Annotated in this window: 15 protein-coding genes; 14 read left to right on the top strand and 1 reads right to left on the bottom strand. The window is 69.6% G+C overall.

Features of this window, described 5'->3' with window-relative positions; all coding sequences use genetic code 11:
* Positions 1-7 precede the first annotated feature (7 nt).
* Genes ACWIGI_RS27675 through ACWIGI_RS27650 form a run of 6 tightly spaced genes read left to right on the top strand, consistent with a single transcriptional unit; the run spans position 8 to position 6,601 of the window.
* Complete coding sequence (locus ACWIGI_RS27675) at positions 8-868, top strand: metal-dependent hydrolase (RefSeq protein ID WP_454205409.1); 861 nt, start codon at positions 8-10, stop codon at positions 866-868.
* Positions 869-896: 28 nt separating this feature from the next.
* Entirely contained in the window at positions 897-1,787 is an 891-nt protein-coding gene (locus ACWIGI_RS27670) for a metal-dependent hydrolase (protein ID WP_454205408.1), read from the top strand.
* Entirely contained in the window at positions 1,784-3,355 is a 1,572-nt protein-coding gene (locus tag ACWIGI_RS27665; protein WP_454205407.1) for a flavin-containing monooxygenase, read from the top strand. The genes ACWIGI_RS27670 and ACWIGI_RS27665 overlap by 4 nt, the downstream gene beginning before the upstream one ends.
* Entirely contained in the window at positions 3,352-4,284 is a 933-nt protein-coding gene (locus ACWIGI_RS27660) for an SDR family NAD(P)-dependent oxidoreductase (RefSeq protein WP_454205406.1), read from the top strand. Before ACWIGI_RS27665 ends, ACWIGI_RS27660 begins: the two co-directional genes overlap by 4 nt.
* Positions 4,281-5,360 carry a 2Fe-2S iron-sulfur cluster-binding protein gene (locus ACWIGI_RS27655; protein WP_454205405.1) on the top strand — a complete coding sequence of 360 codons (1,080 nt, stop codon included), beginning with the start codon at positions 4,281-4,283 and terminating at the stop codon, positions 5,358-5,360. The genes ACWIGI_RS27660 and ACWIGI_RS27655 overlap by 4 nt, the downstream gene beginning before the upstream one ends.
* 35 nt (positions 5,361-5,395) lie before the next feature.
* Complete coding sequence (locus ACWIGI_RS27650; protein WP_454205404.1) at positions 5,396-6,601, top strand: serine hydrolase domain-containing protein; 1,206 nt, start codon at positions 5,396-5,398, stop codon at positions 6,599-6,601.
* A gap of 33 nt (positions 6,602-6,634) precedes the next feature.
* Here the strand turns inward: ACWIGI_RS27650 and ACWIGI_RS27645 are convergent, their stop codons facing one another.
* A complete protein-coding gene (locus ACWIGI_RS27645) occupies positions 6,635-7,873 on the bottom strand; it encodes an MFS transporter (protein ID WP_454205403.1) in 1,239 nt (412 codons plus the stop codon).
* A gap of 744 nt (positions 7,874-8,617) precedes the next feature.
* Between ACWIGI_RS27645 and ACWIGI_RS27640 the strand changes: the two genes are divergently transcribed.
* From ACWIGI_RS27640 to ACWIGI_RS27605, 8 genes are all read left to right on the top strand, one after another.
* Positions 8,618-10,297, top strand: coding sequence for a thiamine pyrophosphate-binding protein (locus tag ACWIGI_RS27640; RefSeq protein WP_454205402.1), 1,680 nt, complete (start codon positions 8,618-8,620; stop codon positions 10,295-10,297).
* Entirely contained in the window at positions 10,294-10,947 is a 654-nt protein-coding gene (locus ACWIGI_RS27635) for an SRPBCC family protein (RefSeq protein ID WP_454205401.1), read from the top strand. The genes ACWIGI_RS27640 and ACWIGI_RS27635 overlap by 4 nt, the downstream gene beginning before the upstream one ends.
* A gap of 2 nt (positions 10,948-10,949) precedes the next feature.
* Positions 10,950-11,966: a 3-oxoacyl-ACP synthase III family protein gene (locus ACWIGI_RS27630; protein WP_454205400.1), complete on the top strand. Its 1,017-nt coding sequence runs from the start codon at positions 10,950-10,952 to the stop codon at positions 11,964-11,966.
* Positions 11,967-11,974: 8 nt separating this feature from the next.
* Complete coding sequence (locus tag ACWIGI_RS27625; protein WP_454205399.1) at positions 11,975-12,973, top strand: pyridoxal phosphate-dependent aminotransferase; 999 nt, start codon at positions 11,975-11,977, stop codon at positions 12,971-12,973.
* On the top strand, positions 12,973-13,485 hold the full coding sequence (locus tag ACWIGI_RS27620; protein WP_454205398.1) for a MarR family winged helix-turn-helix transcriptional regulator: 513 nt from the start codon (positions 12,973-12,975) through the stop codon (positions 13,483-13,485). The genes ACWIGI_RS27625 and ACWIGI_RS27620 overlap by 1 nt, the downstream gene beginning before the upstream one ends.
* 192 nt (positions 13,486-13,677) lie before the next feature.
* Positions 13,678-15,480 carry an AMP-dependent synthetase/ligase gene (locus tag ACWIGI_RS27615; protein ID WP_454205397.1) on the top strand — a complete coding sequence of 601 codons (1,803 nt, stop codon included), beginning with the start codon at positions 13,678-13,680 and terminating at the stop codon, positions 15,478-15,480.
* A gap of 332 nt (positions 15,481-15,812) precedes the next feature.
* A complete protein-coding gene (locus ACWIGI_RS27610) occupies positions 15,813-15,938 on the top strand; it encodes a hypothetical protein (RefSeq protein WP_454205396.1) in 126 nt (41 codons plus the stop codon).
* A 98-nt stretch (positions 15,939-16,036) separates the two neighbouring features.
* Positions 16,037-17,680, top strand: coding sequence for a condensation domain-containing protein (locus ACWIGI_RS27605; protein ID WP_454205395.1), 1,644 nt, complete (start codon positions 16,037-16,039; stop codon positions 17,678-17,680).

Below are 17,680 nucleotides of genomic sequence, written 5' to 3'. Positions count from 1 at the left end.
GGTCGAGATGACAAGTGCGCCTCCCGCTGGCACCTATCCCAAGGCTCGCCGGATCAGATTCCGCTTCGAGCAACACGATTCGAACGACAGATACTTCGTCGACGGCGACATGGTCTTCAGCCATTTCGTCGCCGGACTCTCCGGCAGCTTCCCGCCCGGCGAGGAATCCTTCATCCGCTCGGTCCGGCGAGTCGCCGGCCGGGTCACCGACCCCCTGCTGAAGAAGCGCGTCACCGGCTTCATCGGGCAGGAGGCCATGCACGGCCAGGAACACCGCAGGCTCAACGACAAGCTCGTCGAGATGGGTTATCCCATAGCGTGGCTGGACACCGAGGTCGCGCGCGAACGCGCCCTGCGGATCGAGCGGCGGCTCGCCCCGCTGGTCCACCTGGCCGCCACCGCCGCGGCCGAGCACTACACGGCCGTGCTGGCCCAGCGCGTGCTGTCGAGCCGGGAGATCCAGGACATCCCGGCCTCACCGGAGTTCTGGAATCTGCTGAACTGGCACGCTTTCGAGGAACTCGAGCACAAATCGGTCGCCTTCGACGTGTTCCGCGCCGTCGGCGGCACCGAACAGACGCGCATCGCGGTGATGGCGGTGCTCTACGGCCTCACCATTCCGCTCACCTACGGCGCGCTCGCGGTCTCGCTGGCCCGCGACCCGGTGGCCCGGCGGCAACCGGCTCGCCTTGCGCGCGAAGCGTATTCGCTGTTCCGCGGCCCGATCTTCCGCGGTCTCATGGGTGAGCTGGCGCTGTACATGCGCCCCGGATTCCACCCCGACGACATCGATACCGACGCGCTGCTGCGGCACTGGCAGCAGGAGCTCTTCGGCGACGAGGGCGTACTGGTCGATCACCTGAAGTAGGACAATTACATCGAGAAAGGACCGGCCAATGACGATCGGTCAGGACGCCACGTCCCTCACCCCCTATCCCAAGGTCCGGCGCATGCGCTTCCGGTTCGGGCAGCCCGAACCCATGTCGCATCACTTCGTGCGGGACGACATTCCGCTCACCCATTTGATCGCCGTACTGTCCGGTGCGTTCCCGCCCGGCGAGGAATCCTTCATCCGCTCGGTGCGCAAATTCTCCGCCGAGATCACCGACCCCGTGCTGAAGAAGCGGGTGGCCGGGTTCATCGGGCAGGAGGCGGTGCACGGACAGCAGCACCGGGCCCTGAACGATCAGCTCATCGAGATGGGCTTTCCCATCGTGCGCCTGTTCACCTTCCCGCCCGGCGCCCTGCGCGAGCGCGCGGTGATCGCCGTCGAGAACCTGGTGCCGCGGCACGTGCACCTGGCCTTCACCGCGCTCGCCGAGCACTACACCTCGACGCTGGCGGTCCGGGTGCTGGGCGAGGAGGCCATCCAGGCCATCCCGGGCGACCCGGAGGTCTGGAACCTGTTGAACTGGCACGCCTTCGAGGAGCTCGAACACAAGTCCGTCGCCTTCGACGTCTATCGCGCGACCGGCGGCTCCGAGGCCGTGCGCATCGTGCTCATGGCGGGCACCTACGCCGTCACGATCCCGGTCGTCTCGGTGGGCGTGCTGGCCTCGATCCTCAGCGATCCGCGCAGCTGGCGGCCGATAAAGGTGGTGCGGCAGTCGATCCGGCTGTATCGCGGGCCGATCGTCAAGGGCCTCATGAAGGAGATCCGGCCGTACATGCGCCCGGGCTTCCATCCCGACGACATCGACAGCACCGAACTGCTCGAGCACTGGCGGCGCGCGCTGTTCGGGGCCGACGGCGAACTCCTCGATCGCATCGGCACGGGACGGTCATGAACCACACGAACGACGGCAGGGGTGCGCCGGTCGGGGACCGCCCCGATCACGAGGTCATCGTGATCGGGGCCGGTTTCGGCGGCATCGGCACCGGCATCGCACTGCAGCGCAAGGGCATTCACGACTTCGTCATCGTGGACAAGTGGGACCGCGTCGGCGGGACCTGGCACGCCAACACCTATCCCGGTGTGGCGGTGGACATTCCATCCTTCATCTACAGCTTCTCCTACGAGCAGCGCGGTGACTGGTCGCGGGTCTTCGCGCCCGGGACCGAACTCCGCGACTACGCCGAGAGCATGGTCGACAAGTACGGCCTGCGGGACAAGCTGCGACTGAGCACGACCATCGTGGCCGCGGACTTCGACGATCGAAACAGTTTGTGGCGCTTGAGCACCGACGGCGATCGTGTGCTCACCGCGCGCTACGTCGTGCTGGCCATCGGCGGGCTGGAACGGCCGAAGATGCCCGACATCGAGGGCCTCGACGATTTCGGCGGCGCCCTCGTGCACACCGCGCTGTGGGATCACGATGTGGCCCTGCGCGACAGGCGGGTGGCCGTCATCGGCACCGGCGCCACGGCCCTGCAACTGATTCCGGCCATCGTGGACGAGACCGCGCACCTCACGGTCTTCCAGCGGACCCCGATCTGGGTGTTCCCGAAGAACGACGCGGACATCGGCCCGCTCGGGCGGCGGGTACTGGGCAGCCCGGCCATTCGGTCGGTCCTGCGGGCGGCGGGCAATCTCGGCACCGAGGTGGCCATGAGCGGCATGGTGGCCGGCCCGGCCTGGCTCACGCGGGGGACCCGGCGGCTCGCCGAGATACCGGTCCGCCGCTGGATGCGGAGCCAGGTCCGCGATCCCGCTCTGCGGGAGAAGCTCACGCCCCGATACGGACTCGGCTGCAAACGCCCCTCGATGTCCAACGACTACCTGCGCACGTTCGATCGCGAGGACGTCAGCCTGGTCACCGAATCCATCGTCCGGGTCACCGAACGCGGGGTCGTCACCGCGGACGGCGTCGAGCACGAGATCGACGTGCTCGTGTGCGCCACCGGCTTCAAGCTCTGGGACCGGGGAGCGATCCCCCCGTTCCCGGTGCGCGGGCGGGGCGGCAAGGATCTCGAGACGTTCTGGGCCGAGCACCGCTATCAGTCGTACCAGGGCGTCTCGGTCCCGGGCTTTCCCAACGCCTTCACCATCACCGGGCCGTACGGCTTCGTCCTGGGCTCCTACATCTGGATGATCGAGGCGACCGCCGCGCATCTGAGCCGGGCCATCGCCGAATCCCGGCGGCGCGGGACGCGCGAGGTGGAGATCCGGCAGGAGGTGCACGACGAGTACTTCGCGACCTGCCTGCGCAGGCAGCGGAAGAACTTCCTGTTCACCGACGTGTGCGCGGGCTCCAACACCTACTACCTCGACAACAACGGCGACTCGCCGTTCCGCCCGTCCACGCACGGCGAAATGTACTGGCACAACCGGCATTTCGATCTCGACGTGTACCGCTACACCGCGGGCGCGCCGGTGCTCGCGGACCCCGTCGCACTGTCCGAGGAGCTCTCGTGAAACTCAACGACATCGACCCCCGCCTGGTCGTGGTGACCGGCGCGGGCAGCGGAATCGGCCGGGCGGTCGCGCTGCGCTACGCACGCGGCGGCGCACAGGTCGTGGTGTCCGACATCGACAAGGACGCGGCGCTCGCCACGGTCGCCCTCATCCAGGCGGAGGGCGGCCGGGCCGTGGCGATGCAGCTGGACGTGACCGATCCCGGCGCCTGGGCCGCCTTCGCCCGCGACGTGCACGCCGATCACGGCGTGCCCGACGTCCTGGTCAACAACGCCGGAATGCTGGTCAGCGGGGCGTTTCTCGATCTGGAGCCGGCGGACTGGGACCGCCAGCTCGGGGTCAATCTCCTGGGCGTGGTCCACGGCTGCCGGACCTTCGGGCGGCTCATGATCGAGGAGGGCGCCCGCGGGCACATCGTGAACATCGCCTCGGCGGCCGCGTTCACCCCCACCCCGGTGATGTCGGCGTACTCGGTCTCCAAGGCCGGGGTCAAGATGCTCACCGAATGCCTGCGCCTCGAGCTCGCGCCGAAGGGCGTCGGGGTGAGCGCCATCTGCCCCGGGGTGATCAACACCAATATCGGTGACCACGCGGTCACCGTCGGCGTCGATCCGGCGCTGGTCGAACGCGGGAAGGAAATCGCCAGGCAGGTACAGGATCTCGCCGCGCGCCTGCCCTTCTCGCCGCTGAGCCCGGACCTGGTGGCGCGCGCGGTGGTGCGGGCGGTGCGCTTCGATCTGGCGGTGGTGCCGGTGCGCACCGAAGCCTGGCTGGGCTATTTCCTGCCGCGGATCGCGCCCGGCGTGAATCGCCGTATCGCACAGCCGATATCGGTGGAGCGGCTGGAGGCGGCCGGGGCGTGGCTGCTGGAGCGGTTCGGCGCACCACCGGTGCCCAGGGCCGTGGGCGGACGCGGGGCGGCCGGATGAACCCACGTGCCCACCGGATCGCGGTGCACGAGGTCGTCAGCGAGACCGCCGAGGCGGTCTCGCTGATCTTCGAGATCCCCGCCGACCTCGGCCGCCGATTCGCCTACGCGCCAGGGCAATTCCTCACGGTCCAGGTGCCCAGCGCCCGCACCGGCTCGGTGGCGCGCTGCTATTCGCTCTCCAGCAGCCCGCACTGCGACGACCGCCTGGCGGTCACGGTCAAGCGCACGCCGCAGGGTTACGCCTCGAACTGGCTCTGCGACAACGTGGCGGCGGGATCGCTGCTCACCGTGCTCGAGCCGGCCGGGAACTTCTCCCCGCGCACCTGGAACCGCGATCTGCTGCTGTGCGCGGCGGGCAGCGGTATCACCCCGGTCATGTCCATTCTCAAATCCGCGCTGGCGCTGGGCCGGGGGCGGATCACGCTGCTGTACGCCAACCGGGATCGGTCCGCGATCATCTTCGCGCGCGAGCTGGCGCGGCTCGCGCAGCGGCATCCGCGCAGGCTGACGGTGCTGCACTGGCTGGAATCCGAACGCGGGGTGCCCACCGCGCCGGGGCTGGCGGCCTGGATGCGCCCGTATCGCACTTGGGACATATACCTGTGTGGCCCGGCCGGATTCACCCTGGTCGCCAGGCGTGGCCTGGCACAATTACGAGTATCCGAGCGCGTGATCCGCCAGGAGGAATACCGCTCGCTGACGGACAACCCGTTCGAGCCGCACACACCCGCGACCGTGTCGCCGACCGCGACCACCGCCGGTGCGCCCGCATCCCCGCCCGCCCCCGGCGTCACGAGCACGGCCGTCGTGCACGTCGAGATAGACGGCGCGACCCACACCCTGCCGTGGCCGCGGAGCAGAAAGCTCCTGGACGTGCTCCTCGACCACGGCATAGACGCACCGTACGTGTGCCGCGAATCCGCTTGCGGCACCTGCGTATGTCGCGTCGCCCGGGGCCGGACCCGCATGCTGCTGAACGAGTCCCTCATCGACGAGGAACTCGCGATGGGCCTGACCCTGGCCTGCCAGACCCTGCCCGAATCCGACGACGTGCACATCGCCTTCGATCAGTAACACCCCACACCGGCCCGACAATGAGGTTGCCAGCCATGAGTACTCTGCCCGAAGGTATCCGCGGTACCGTCGATCCCCGATTCGCCGGAGCCGCACGCGGTTTCGCGCGACTGTTCGAGCGCTACCTGCGCACCGGCGGCGCGCTGTCGGTGTATCTGCGCGGCGAACCCGTCGTCCGGATCTGGACCGGCACGGCCGACGACGCGGGTGCGGTCCCCTGGGAATTCGAGACGGCGGCGCTGTCCTTCTCCACCACCAAGGGCGTCACCGCGCTGGTCATTCATCGGCTCGTGGATCGCGGCCTGCTCGACTACGACACCCCGGTCGCCGAGTACTGGCCCGAATTCGCCGTCGGCGGAAAGCATTCCATCACCGTGCGGGATCTGCTCGCGCATCGGGCCGGGCTCTCGGATCTGCGCCCCGTCGTGCACGGCGCCGCCGACGTCCTGGACACCGAGCTGATGGAACAGCGCCTGGCCGAGGCGACGCCGGATTGGACCCGCGGCCTGCCGGTCTACCACGCGCTCACCTACGGCTGGCTGCTCGGCGGCCTGGCCCGCGCGGTCACCGGCGCGAGCATGGCCTCGCTGTTCCGCACCGAAATCGCCGAACCGCTGGGCCTTTCGGGCCTGCACCTGGGCGCGCCCGCGGACGGCACCCCCGTCGCGGAACTCGTCGGTCCCGGGGTGTCGGCCACCGGCACCGGACTCGGTCGCCCGATCACCGCCGCGGCGATCCGTCTTCCGGTGGTCGGCACGATCCTGAACACCATGCACTTCACCGGCGCCCAGGACGCGCTGCGCGGCCCCGTGCCCGCGCTGGCGCGCTCCGAGAACGGCGCCGCGACAGGCGTTTTCACCGCGGACTCGATCGCCCGGGTCTACGGGGTCATCGCCAACGGCGGCGAGTTCGGGGGCGTCCGGCTGTTGAGCCCCCGTACGGCCCGGGGTCTGGACCGCTACACCCGGACCAATCCCGATCCCGCGCGCCTGGCCTTCTGGCAACTCGGGTACCACCCGCTGCCGACCCTCGGCGCTCCCCGCGGCTTCGGTCACCTCGGCCTGGGCGGCTCCGGCGGCTGGGCCGATCCCGCCTCCGGCCTCTCGGTCGGCTTCGTCCACAACCGCCTGGACATGTTCCGGCTGCCGACCGATATGAGCCTGCTCTCGCTCCTGCTCCCCGCCATAGCCCGGGCGGCCGGCACCGCCGACCCTCGCTTCGCCGGCACCCGGGCGGCCTGACCCACTCCCCGCCGGGCCACCCGGGAACCGTCGTCAGGCGAGCGGTTCCTTCGCGAGGGCGACCACTGTCGTCCGGGCGGCAACCGCCGCCCGGAACTCGTCGGCGGTCTGCGGGACCAGCGTCGCCGCGATGATCGCCAGCACCGGGCCGACGATCATCACGGCGAAAGCCGATGTGTAGGAGAGGTGGTCGGTGACGATGCCGAACGCCAGCGGGCTGACCACGCCCGCCAGCTGACCGCCGAAAATGATCACGCCCGACGCCGCGCCCATGTACGCGCTCGGCAGCGCGCGCAACGGCACCGAGAACGCCGGCATGAACGCCAGCCCGGCGACCAGGCTCATGACGGTGCCCGCGACGACGAAGGCCGGGAACCATTCCAGGCGCGGCAGCACGAGCAGCATGACGGCGGTGAACACCATGGACGGCACCACGATCACCCGTGGCCGCCCGCCGAGCCGATCCGACATGCGCGCGCCGATCACCACGCCCGCCGCCGCGGCCAGGGTCGAGGGCACCGCCGCCACTGCGACGAGCGTCATGGAGATGCCGCGACCCTCGTGCAGGAAGGTCGGCGTCCAGGCCGTCACGCCCCACACCAGCACGTCATAGCCGAAGAAGATGGCTGCGAACCCCAGCAGCGCGGGGGAGAAGAGCACGGCCCGCCGATCCGCGGCCGGCGGCCGATCGGTCACCGGCAACTCCTGCTGCGGCAGCGGTTCGGGCATCCAGCGCCGCCACGCGACGATCACGCCCAGCCCGAGCACCGAGATGAGCGCGAACATGGCGCGCCAGCCCAGGGTGGGCAGCATGATCCCGGCGATCACCGCGGCCAGCAGGATGCCGACGGCGTTGGAGGAGTTGGTCCAGCCCGAGGCGGTGGTGCGCTGTTCGGGCAGGGTGCGCTCGGACAGCGCTTTGAGCGCGGCGGCCGGGAACACGCCCTGCACCAGCCCGAACAGGAAGCGCATGGCGAGCAGCGCGGAGAACGACCAGGCCAGGGCGGTCAGACCGGTGAAGATCGACCAGGCCAGCAGGCCGATGACGCCGATCTTGATCGAGCCGTAGCGGTCCGCGAGCAAGCCGCCGGGGACCTGTGCGATCGCGTAGGCCAGGAAGAAGACCGACACCAGCAGTCCCAGCTCGGTGTGGTCCAGGTCGAGCTCGTCGCCGATCGCGGGGAGCGCGAAATTGATGACCGTCCGGTCGATGTAATCGACCACCCAGGCCGCGAAGAGCAGCATGACGGTGACCCGGGTCGTGCGTGGCATCGGAGCCCCTTCATCGAATCGAGGCGTGGCGAAATGCCACGGTCAGCAGCACGAACGCACCCTCCTGGATAACCGTCTACGCCAATGCCTTCCGAACCCGCACATCGTAATGAGCGGTGCGGCCCCCGGCGCGCCCACAAATTCTTGGGCAGGCGGCCGTCCCGGCGCGGTATCCCGATGGGCGGAGCCGCCGGGAGGTACGCGCCGAGAAACGGACATATACCCTTCAGAGTGTGACCGTCGCCGGTTGCGAATCGGGCAACGCGGGGGCACATGAACGCGAATTCCGCCGGACTCCCGCGCCGATGTGGTGTGCTGTGCGCGGCCGATTCCGGGTCCGTGCCCGGCCGGTGTGCACGCGCCCAATACAAAGTCTCTCGTACTGTTCTCGCGCACATCGGCAGAAGACGGCGCAGGTTTTAATGTCCCTCGCGGGGCGATCGCCACGTCGATTGAACCCCCGCGCCGCCCGGCTCGTTGAACCACATGAGTTGATCGCGAACCGGTTGCGGCCCACCAGCTGATCCGGCGGTCGCCGCGTCCGGATCGGGGTCCCCGCCGGGCGATGCGCGGCGGGGACATCGGGTTCGACGGCAGCGCCGTCTCCTGTGCATGTAGCCCAAATCCCTTGTGCATCAACGTTTTCGAACAACCATGTGATCTGTGACACATTGTTCCGGAGGTTTGTCCGGAGATACATTGTGTCCGATGTATCGCCCACAATGTAATTCGAAGGGGGGTTCCGTGATCGATCGCAGGATGGCTTCCCCGACCGTGGCGGACGTGATCGTCGAACGGCTGGCCGCGCACACCGATCATCTGTTCGGGGTCGGCGGCGCCAACATCGAGGACGTCTACGACGCCGTGGCCCGGGCGGGCGTCGTCACCGGCATCGTCGCCAAACACGAGTTCGGGGCCGCGACCATGGCCGACGGGTACGCCCGGGCCACCAACCGGCTCGGTGTCGTGGCCGCCACCTCCGGCGGGGGAGCGATGAATCTGCTTGCCGCCCTGACGGAGTCGTACGATGCGCGGGTACCGGTGCTGGCGCTGGTCGGGCAGCCGCCGCTCGAGCAGCAGGGGCGCGGCGCGTTCCAGGACACCAGCGGCGGTCCCGGCCTGCTCGACGCCGAGCGGATCTTCGGCGCGGTGACCCGGGCATGTGTGAAAGTAACGCGGCCGCGGGACATTCACGCGGCGCTGGATCGGGCGATCGCCACCGCGCTCGCGGGCGGTCCGGTCGCGCTGCTGCTGCCCAAGGACATTCAGGCCGCGCCCGCGGTACCCCGTTCGGCCGGTGCGGAAATCGCCGGGAGCGCGGCCAACGATGACGACCCGGCCGCGAACGCCGAGGCGGTGCACGCCGCCGTCGAACTGCTGGCGGCGGCCGCCGGGCCCGCGGTGATCATCGCCGGACCCGAGGTCGCGCGCGCCGACGCCCGCGCCGAACTGGCCGCCCTCGCGGTGGCCCTGGACGCGTCGGTGCTGCTCACCCCCGACGCCAAAGACGCCTTCCCGAACGGTGATTCCCGCTTCGCGGGCATCACCGGTGTCATGGGGCATCCGGGCGCGCCCGCGCTGGTGGCCGGGGCCGCGCTGGTGGTGCTGGCCGGCGCGAGACTGCCCACGACCGCGCGCGCCGGGCTCGACGCGGCACTCGCGGCCTGCCCGCGACTCGTGCACGTCGGCGCCGAGGACCCGTTCCCCGAGGCGCACGCCCGGGTGCCCGGTGCGCTGCGAGCGCGGCTCCGGGAACTCGCCGCCCGCGTCTCGCGACCCGGAGTCGGTGCTGGGCAACAGAATTCGAACCCACGCACCGAACTGTCCATACCACCCTCGGACGGGCCCGGCGTGCGCTACCGCGACGCCGTGGCCGCCATCGGAGCCCGGCTCGAGCCCGGCGCCGACATCGTGGCCGACGCCGGGAACACCGGCGCGGCCGTGGTGCACCACCTGCCGGTACCCGACGGCGGCCGCTTCCTGATCGCGCTGGGCATGGGCGGCATGGGCTACTCCTTCGGCGCCGGAATCGGCTCCGCGCTCGGGCGCGGCCGGCGCACCGTCGTGATCGCCGGGGACGGTTCGTATTTCATGCACGGCCACGAACTGCACACCGCGATCGAGTACCGGGTCCCGGTCACGTTCATCGTCTTCAACAACAACGCGCACGCCATGTGCGCCACCCGCGAACAGCTCTACTACTCCGGCGACTACAGCTTCAACCACTTCCGGCCCGCCGAGATCGGCGCGGGCGTGGCGGCCATGTTCCCGGACCTGCCCGCCCGGACCGCGCACACCCTCGCCGACTTCGAGGACGCCCTCGACAAGGCGCGCGCCGAAACCGGTCCCGTATTCATCGAACTCCGTTGCGACCCGGCGGAAGTACCACCCTTCGCCCCCTTCCTGAAGGAGCCCACCGCATGACCGACATCGCCAACGCCGCGCCCGCGCCGGATCTCGACGTGCCCGGCGTCTACCGCATCGAGACCCTCAGCGTGAAGGAGGGCATGCCGATGGTGCTGGACATGACCAGGGCCGTGTACCCGCACGACGAGATCTACGGCGACTACTGCACCGTCAACGAGTACATCGCCGCGCCGCCCGACGAGGTCTTCGACTACCTCTCCGACACCCGCAGCCTGGGCGAATGGACCTACAGCATGCGGGGATTCGAGCGCACCGGCGAACCCGGCCTGTGGGTCTCCGACGATCGCATCGGCTCGCACACCCGCATCTACACCCGCACCGTGGCCGGTCGCGAGGCCCGCACCGTCGACTATCACTGCGCCTGGGACCAGGGCGACCACCTGTGGATGATCTACCTCATGCGGGTGGTCGACGCGCAGACGGTGCTCGGCAAGCCGGGTTCGGTGGTGCTGTGGACCAACTGCCGACATCCGTTCTACGACGAGAACGGCTATCCCGAGACCGCCCCCGAGGACCGCCCGGTCTGGGTCGGCGACTTCTGGCACCTCTTCGCCGCCGGGCATCTGCTCGAACTGCGCAATCTCAAGGCGATCTGCGAACACCGGCACGCCAATGGCCTGCCCATCAAGCCCGAATGGATGGACTGACGATGAGCACCGACACCATCAGCCTGATCGACATCGCCGGGTATCTCCCCGAGAACGTCGTCTCCGCCGACTATTTCGCGCAGTACGCGGACCCGGCGGACGTGACCGGCAACCTCATGTTCAAGGCGCCGAAGTTCCGGCGGCACGTCGCGGCGGGGGAGACCCCGGCCGACATGGCCGAGCGCGCGGTGGCCCCGATCCTGGCTCGCCGGGGCCGGGAAGTGCTGCGCGAGATCGACATTCTGATCGTGCACACCCAGCTGCCCGAGACCGGCATCGTCGGCAACGGCGGTGAGGTGGCCGCGCGCCTGGGCATCAACCCCGAATGGCTGATCGATCTGCACAACGGCGGCTGCGCGGCCTTCGTGCACGCGATGAAGCTGGCCCGCCAGCTGCTGGCGAGCACCGACGCGCGCTCCGCGCTCATCGTGACCGTGCAGAATTCGGCCGGGCAGATCTTCACCCAGGAGCAGGTGCGGGGCAAGCCGCAGGCCGCCATCCCCGGCGACGGCGCGGGCGCGGGACTGCTGGTGAAATCGGGTGACTCGCCGATCCTGGACATCGAGACCAGGCACCTGCCGGAGTTCGCGGGGCAGATGACCGTGCTCGCCGATCCGCCGCGCCGCTACTGGGAGGCGGGACCGGGCCAGATGCACGTCGGCTTCACCGAATCCAAGATCGCCAAGGTGCTCGGGCGGGGTAACCGGATCGTGCCGGAGGTGACCCAGGCGGTGTGTTCGCGGATCGGTGTCCCCAGCACCGACCTCGATCTGCTGGTCACCAACCAGCCCAACCGCGCCTTCCTGCGCAATTGGCGTGACGCGCTGCAACTTCCGGCCGAGCGCCATCCCGACACCTTCGACGAGTGCGGAAACCTGTTCGCCGCCGGCATTCCGGTGACCTTCGATCGGGCCGTGGACGAGGGCCGGGTCCCGGCGGGCGCGCTGGTGGTCTTCGCCGGATTCGCGCACGCGGGCGACTTCGCGGCCGCCGCCGCGGTGCGCTGGGGCGGGCGCTGAGGCCGGCCATGGCAGCCATCACCGGCCACCGGCTCCAGCTCAACGAGAATCCCTACGGCCCACCGGCTTCGGTGCGCGAGGCGCTCGGGCGAGCACTGGCCTCGGCCAATCGCTACCCGGAATTCCTGCCCCGGCGCCTGCCCCGGCTGATCGCCGAACACCTGGGCGTGGACGCCGATCGCATCGTGGTCGGCGCGGGCGCGACCGGCGTGATCATGCATATCGTGCAGGAATTCGGTTCCGCGGGAGCGGGAGTGGTCATGGCCACGCCCACCTTCGACGGCTACCCGATCCTCACGACCATGGCGGGCGGACGGCCGATCGCGGTGCCGCTCACCCCCGACGGCAGGCAGGATCTGACGGCCATCGCCGACGCGATCGACCCCGGCACGCGCCTGGTGGTGCTGTGCAGCCCGCACAACCCGACCGGAACCCTCATCACGCCCGGGGAATTCGAGTCCTTCCTCGATCGTGTCCCCGCGCCGGTCACCGTCGTGCTGGACGAGGCGTACGTCGACTTCGTCGGCCCCGGCGCGCGCATCGACGTGCTGACCCTGCTGGATCGGCACCCGAATCTGCTGGTGCTGCGCACCTTTTCGAAGGCGTACGGGCTCGCGGCGCTACGGGTCGGGTACGCCATCGGCGCACCGGAGCGCATCGCCCGCGTCGCCCGCTGGCAGGTGCCCTTCGGGATGAACGCGCTCGCCGAGGTCGCGGTGCGGGCCTGCTACGCGGCCGAACCGGAGATCGAGGCGCGGGTGGCCACCATCGGCGGGCACCGGCATCGGCTGACCGCCGGACTGCGCGACCTCGGCCTGTCCGTGCCGGACAGCTACGCCAACTTCTCCTATCTCACGCTGCCGGAACGGGACACCGATCGGGTGGGCGGCGCGCTGGCCGGCGCCGACATCCACGTCAAGCGCTACCCCACCGGCCTGCGCATCACCATCGGCGACCGCTCGGCGACCGACGCGGTGCTCTCCACGGTGCGCAGTACAGTGCAGTAATGCCAGAGAATCCGTCTCCCGCACCCGATGGGCACCGGGCCGGAGCGGACGAGGAGATCGACTACGCACTGCTGTCGCTGGGCGCACAGCTGTGCTTCGCGCTGTACTCCACGTCGCGGTCCATGACCGCCGCCTACCGCCCCTTCCTGGATCAGATGACCCTGACCTATCCGCAGTACCTGGTACTGCTGACCCTCTGGGAACGGCCGGGCATCACCATGAAGGAGCTGGGCGAGCACGTCCACCTCGACTACGGCACGGTCTCTCCGCTGGTCCAGCGACTGCAGTCGCGCGGGCTGGTGGAGAGCCGGCGCAGCGAGAGCGACGGCCGGGCGGTGCTGCTGCACGCGACACCGGCCAGCCGCGAACTCCAGCTCCCGGCCCAGCGCATGATCCACACGGTCCTGGATTCGGTGGGCATCGACCTCGAGGACATCGAGGCCCTGCGCGATCAGGTCAACGCCCTCGGCGTGCGCCTCGACGCGATGGTGAGCGCGGCGCGCGGTCGCTGAACCGGTGGTCGCCGCTGGTCCCGGGCACATTCACGCGCCCGTCTCGGTGTTCACGCGCACATTGTGATCCACGGCGCATTTGGCCAGCATTGTGAATCGGTCCGATCCCTGGACCGCAGCAGCAGTGTGCCCGCGTTCCGGACAGCTCCACGTACCTGCCCGTTCGGACGCGCCGAAGGAGGTAGTTGAACAGTGGTATCGCCCACGATCGCGCATCGCGAATTCACGGCCGAGGCGACGTACACCATCGCCGAGAACGCCGCCCTGATCGATATCGTCGATGATCTCGAGCGGACCTCGCCGCAGTTCGTGGCCTTCCACAAGCCGACCGCCGACGGCTACGCCGAGGTGACCGCCGCTGATTTCGCCGCCCAGGTGCGCGCGGTGGCCAAGGGCCTGATCGCCTCCGGCGTGCAGGCCGGCGACCGGGTCGCGCTCATGGCCGCCACCCGTTTCGAGTGGACGCTCATCGACTACGCGATCTGGGCCGCGGGCGGGTGCACCGTCGCGATCTACGACTCCTCGGCGACCGATCAGGCGCGCTGGATCCTCGAGGACTCCGGCACCAAGCTGCTGATCGTGGAGAACGACCGGCACGCGGAGACCGTCGCGCCGATCAGCACCCCCGACCTGACCGAGACCCTGCGCATCGACGGCGGCGCGGTCGCCGAGCTCGTCGAGCGCGGCCAGGTCGTGCCGGACGAGGTCCTCACCCAGCGCCGCGCCGCCGTGCGCGCCGAGTCGCCCGCGACCCTGATCTACACCTCCGGCACCACGGGCCGCCCCAAGGGCGTCATGCTCACGCATTCGAACCTGTTGGCCGAGGCCACCTCCGGCAAGCTGGCACTGAACCACCTGCTCGCCGAGGGCCGCACCACCCTGATGTTCCTGCCGCTGGCCCACGTGTTCGCGCGCGCCATCTCCGTCGGCGCGCTCTCGGCCAAGGTGACCGTCGCGCACACCTCGGACTGGACCACCCTGGTCGACCAGTTCGGTTCGTACAAGCCGAATTTCGTGCTGGCCGTGCCGCGCGTGTTCGAGAAGATCTACAACGGCGCCAAGCAGAAGGCGCACGACGGCGGCAAGGGCAAGATCTTCGATGCCGCGGCCGACACCGCCATCGAGTGGAGCAAGGCGCAGGAGAACGGCGGCGCGGGCCTGCTGCTGCGCGCCAAGCACGCGCTGTTCGACAAGCTCGTCTACGCCAAACTCCGTGCGGCCCTTGGCGGCCGGTGCGACGGCGCGGTCTCCGGCGGCGGCCCGCTGGGCGCGCGCCTCGGCCACTTCTTCCGCGGTATCGGCGTGCCGGTGTTCGAGGGCTACGGCCTGACCGAGACCAGCGCCGCGGTCACCGTGAACCAGGTCGGCAAGACCCGCGTGGGCACCGTCGGCCTGCCGATCGAGGGCAACGCGGTGCGGATCGCCGAGGACGGCGAGGTCCTGGTGCGCGGTTCGGTGGTCTTCGGCGGTTACTGGAAGAACGAGGCGGCCTCGGCCGAGGCGTTCGTGGACGGCTGGTTCCGCACCGGCGACCTGGGCACCCTCGATTCCGAGGGCTTCCTGAGCATCACCGGCCGCAAGAAGGAAATCCTGGTCACCGCCGCGGGCAAGAACGTCTCCCCGGCGCCCATGGAGGATTCGCTGCGCGCGCATCCGCTCATCGGCCAGTGCATGGTGGTCGGTGACAACAAGCCCTTCATCGGCGTGCTGATCACCCTGGACCGCGAGGTGCTCCCGGGCTGGCAGCAGCGCAACGACATTCCGGCCGACACCGCCATCGAGGCGCTGGCCGCGCACCCGGCGCTGCTCGCGGAAATCGAAGCGGCCGTTGCCGAGACGAACACGAAGGTCTCGAAGGCGGAGGCGATCAAGAAGATTCGCGTGCTGACGTCGGATTGGACCCAGGAGACGGGTGAGCTCACCCCGAAGCTGTCGCTCAAGCGCAATGTCGTGCTGGAGAAGTACAGCGCCGAGGTGGCGGCGATCTACTCCTGATCCGCGCGATCGGAAACCGCTGTTCGTTCACTGAAACGGCGGTGGCACAACAGAATACGTAGGAACCAGCGAAGACCCGGACGAAATTCGTTCCGGGTCTTCGTTTTTGCGTTTCCATAGCGCTGTGCATCGCCGTTCGCCGAGCGGTGCGCCCCGGCGCGCATCCCGCGCCGATACCGGTGGCCCGGGATTGTGCACCCGGCCGTGCCCTCGCGCGCGCCGAATCAGCCGAAAGTGAATGAAAGACCAATTTCATCGAAGAAGTGGCCGGGCACACAGTGAAAGCTGTGAGAACCGTCCGTTAACCAATTGTTAGCGTTTCGAACCGTTGCGTGATCGAGATGGAAATGGTCTTCTGGTCGAGCGCCCATCTGGGCGCCACTCTCGGCAGCGTCGCCGTCACAATTCTCCGACCCGCTGTCACGAAGTCGCTGATCAGCGCGCAGCTCAGCCGGTGAAGGTTCGAAAGGGACGGGTCATGAACGCACCTCGCATGACCTGTCTCGGCAAATAGCTTCCTGTTCGCCATTCGCTTTTGTCTGATGAGGACGTCGCTATGGAATACACCCACCTATCCGAATTCGCCCTGCGACCGGGCGAGTTGACCCTCTGGCATCCGGAATTGCTTCCGGGGCACGGCTGGGCTCCGGATCATCGGCCGCTCACCAGCGTCCACGCGCAGTACTGCCGCGAGACCGACGCCACCGATCCGCGCCCCGGCCGGGGCCGCTGGATCGGGACGATCTTCGAACTCGACGCGCCCTTCGACGCGGAGAACTGGCGCACCACCGTGCGGCTGTGGCACGCCCGGCACGAGGGCCTGCGCACCACCGTCGACTGCGGGGCGCACGAGCCTGCCCGGCTGGTGTGCGCACCGGAGTCCGTCGCCGTGGCCGCCACGGCCGTGCCCGAGATCACCGCACCCGCCGCCATCCACGCCTACCTCGCCGAGGCGCTGGAGCTGCGGCTGTCCCCGCTGGTGTGGCCGCACTGCCTGCTCGCGACCATCGAGCACGCCGACACCGGCGACTTCACCGTGCTGGTCGCCGCCGACCACTCGGTCATGGACGCGTACTCCCAGGCCATCGTCATTCTGGAGCTGCGCACGCTGTACCGCGAGGTGACGCACGGCGAGCAGATCCGGGAATCGATCACCTTCGGCAGCCCCGCCGACTTCGCCGCACTCGAGCGCAGCACCGCCGCCGCGCTCACCCCGCGGTGTGACGCGGTGCGGCTGTGGCAGCGATTCCTGGACGGCTCCGGCGGCATGCTGCCGCGTTTCGAGCCCGCCATCGCGCCCGGCAGCGGCCGGCCCTCGGAGCTGCCGCAGACGAGCGTGTCGCGAAAGTTGCTGCCGCTGAACGAGCTCGAACTCATCGAGGAGGCCGTCACCGCGCGCGGGCACCGGCTCTCGGTCGCGGTGTTCGCGGCGTTGGCCATCGCCTACCGCCGCGCCTACGGGTACCTCTCGCTGCGGGCCATCATGCCCATCGCCACCCGCCCGGATCTGCGCTGGCTCGAATCCATGGGCTGGTTCGTGAACGTCGTCCCCATCGACATCACCCTCGGCCCCGACCCGGACCCCGACGGCGCCCTGGAATCCACCCGTACCGCGCTGCGCAAATCCCGGGTCGCCAACGACGCCACCTGGACCCGGGCACTGGAACTCCTGGACTGCGCCGATCGCCCCCGCTTCGGCATCTCCTTCCTGGACATCCGGGTCCTGCCGGACTACCAGCTGGTCGAAGCCCTGCGCGGTCACACCCTGCGCTCGGAGTCCTACTCCGGCGACGAGGTCTTCTTCTGGGTGGTCCGCGCCGCCGACGGCCTGCGCTTCTCGACCCGCTTCCCCGCCGCCTTCCCTGCCGCCGAGATGGATCGCTTCCTGGCCGAGTTCACCCGCGCCATAGGCGAATTCGCGGGTCAACCGCCGGCCGATCGGGTGCGAGTGGTCGGGGCGCATCCCGTCGCCGCCGAACCGCCCGCGTCCGGCCTCGCCGCCGTGGTCGCGACTGCCGCCACCGCGCCCGACGCACTCCGCGAAGCCGCTTGCCCCGCAACGGATTCCCCGGCGGTCACGCCCGCGGTGCGGGAGTTCGCGGTGGCGGGAGCCGCGCTCGCGCCCGACGAGCACCGGCCGTTCGAGTCCGTTGCGGATCCGACCGCGCCCCGGCTCGTGTCGACCCCGGCGCAGGGCTGA

This window comes from Nocardia sp. NPDC055321 (genome assembly GCF_053645575.1).
Note: the sequence above shows the minus strand (reverse complement) of the source record. Positions and strands in the feature narration are given on the sequence as shown.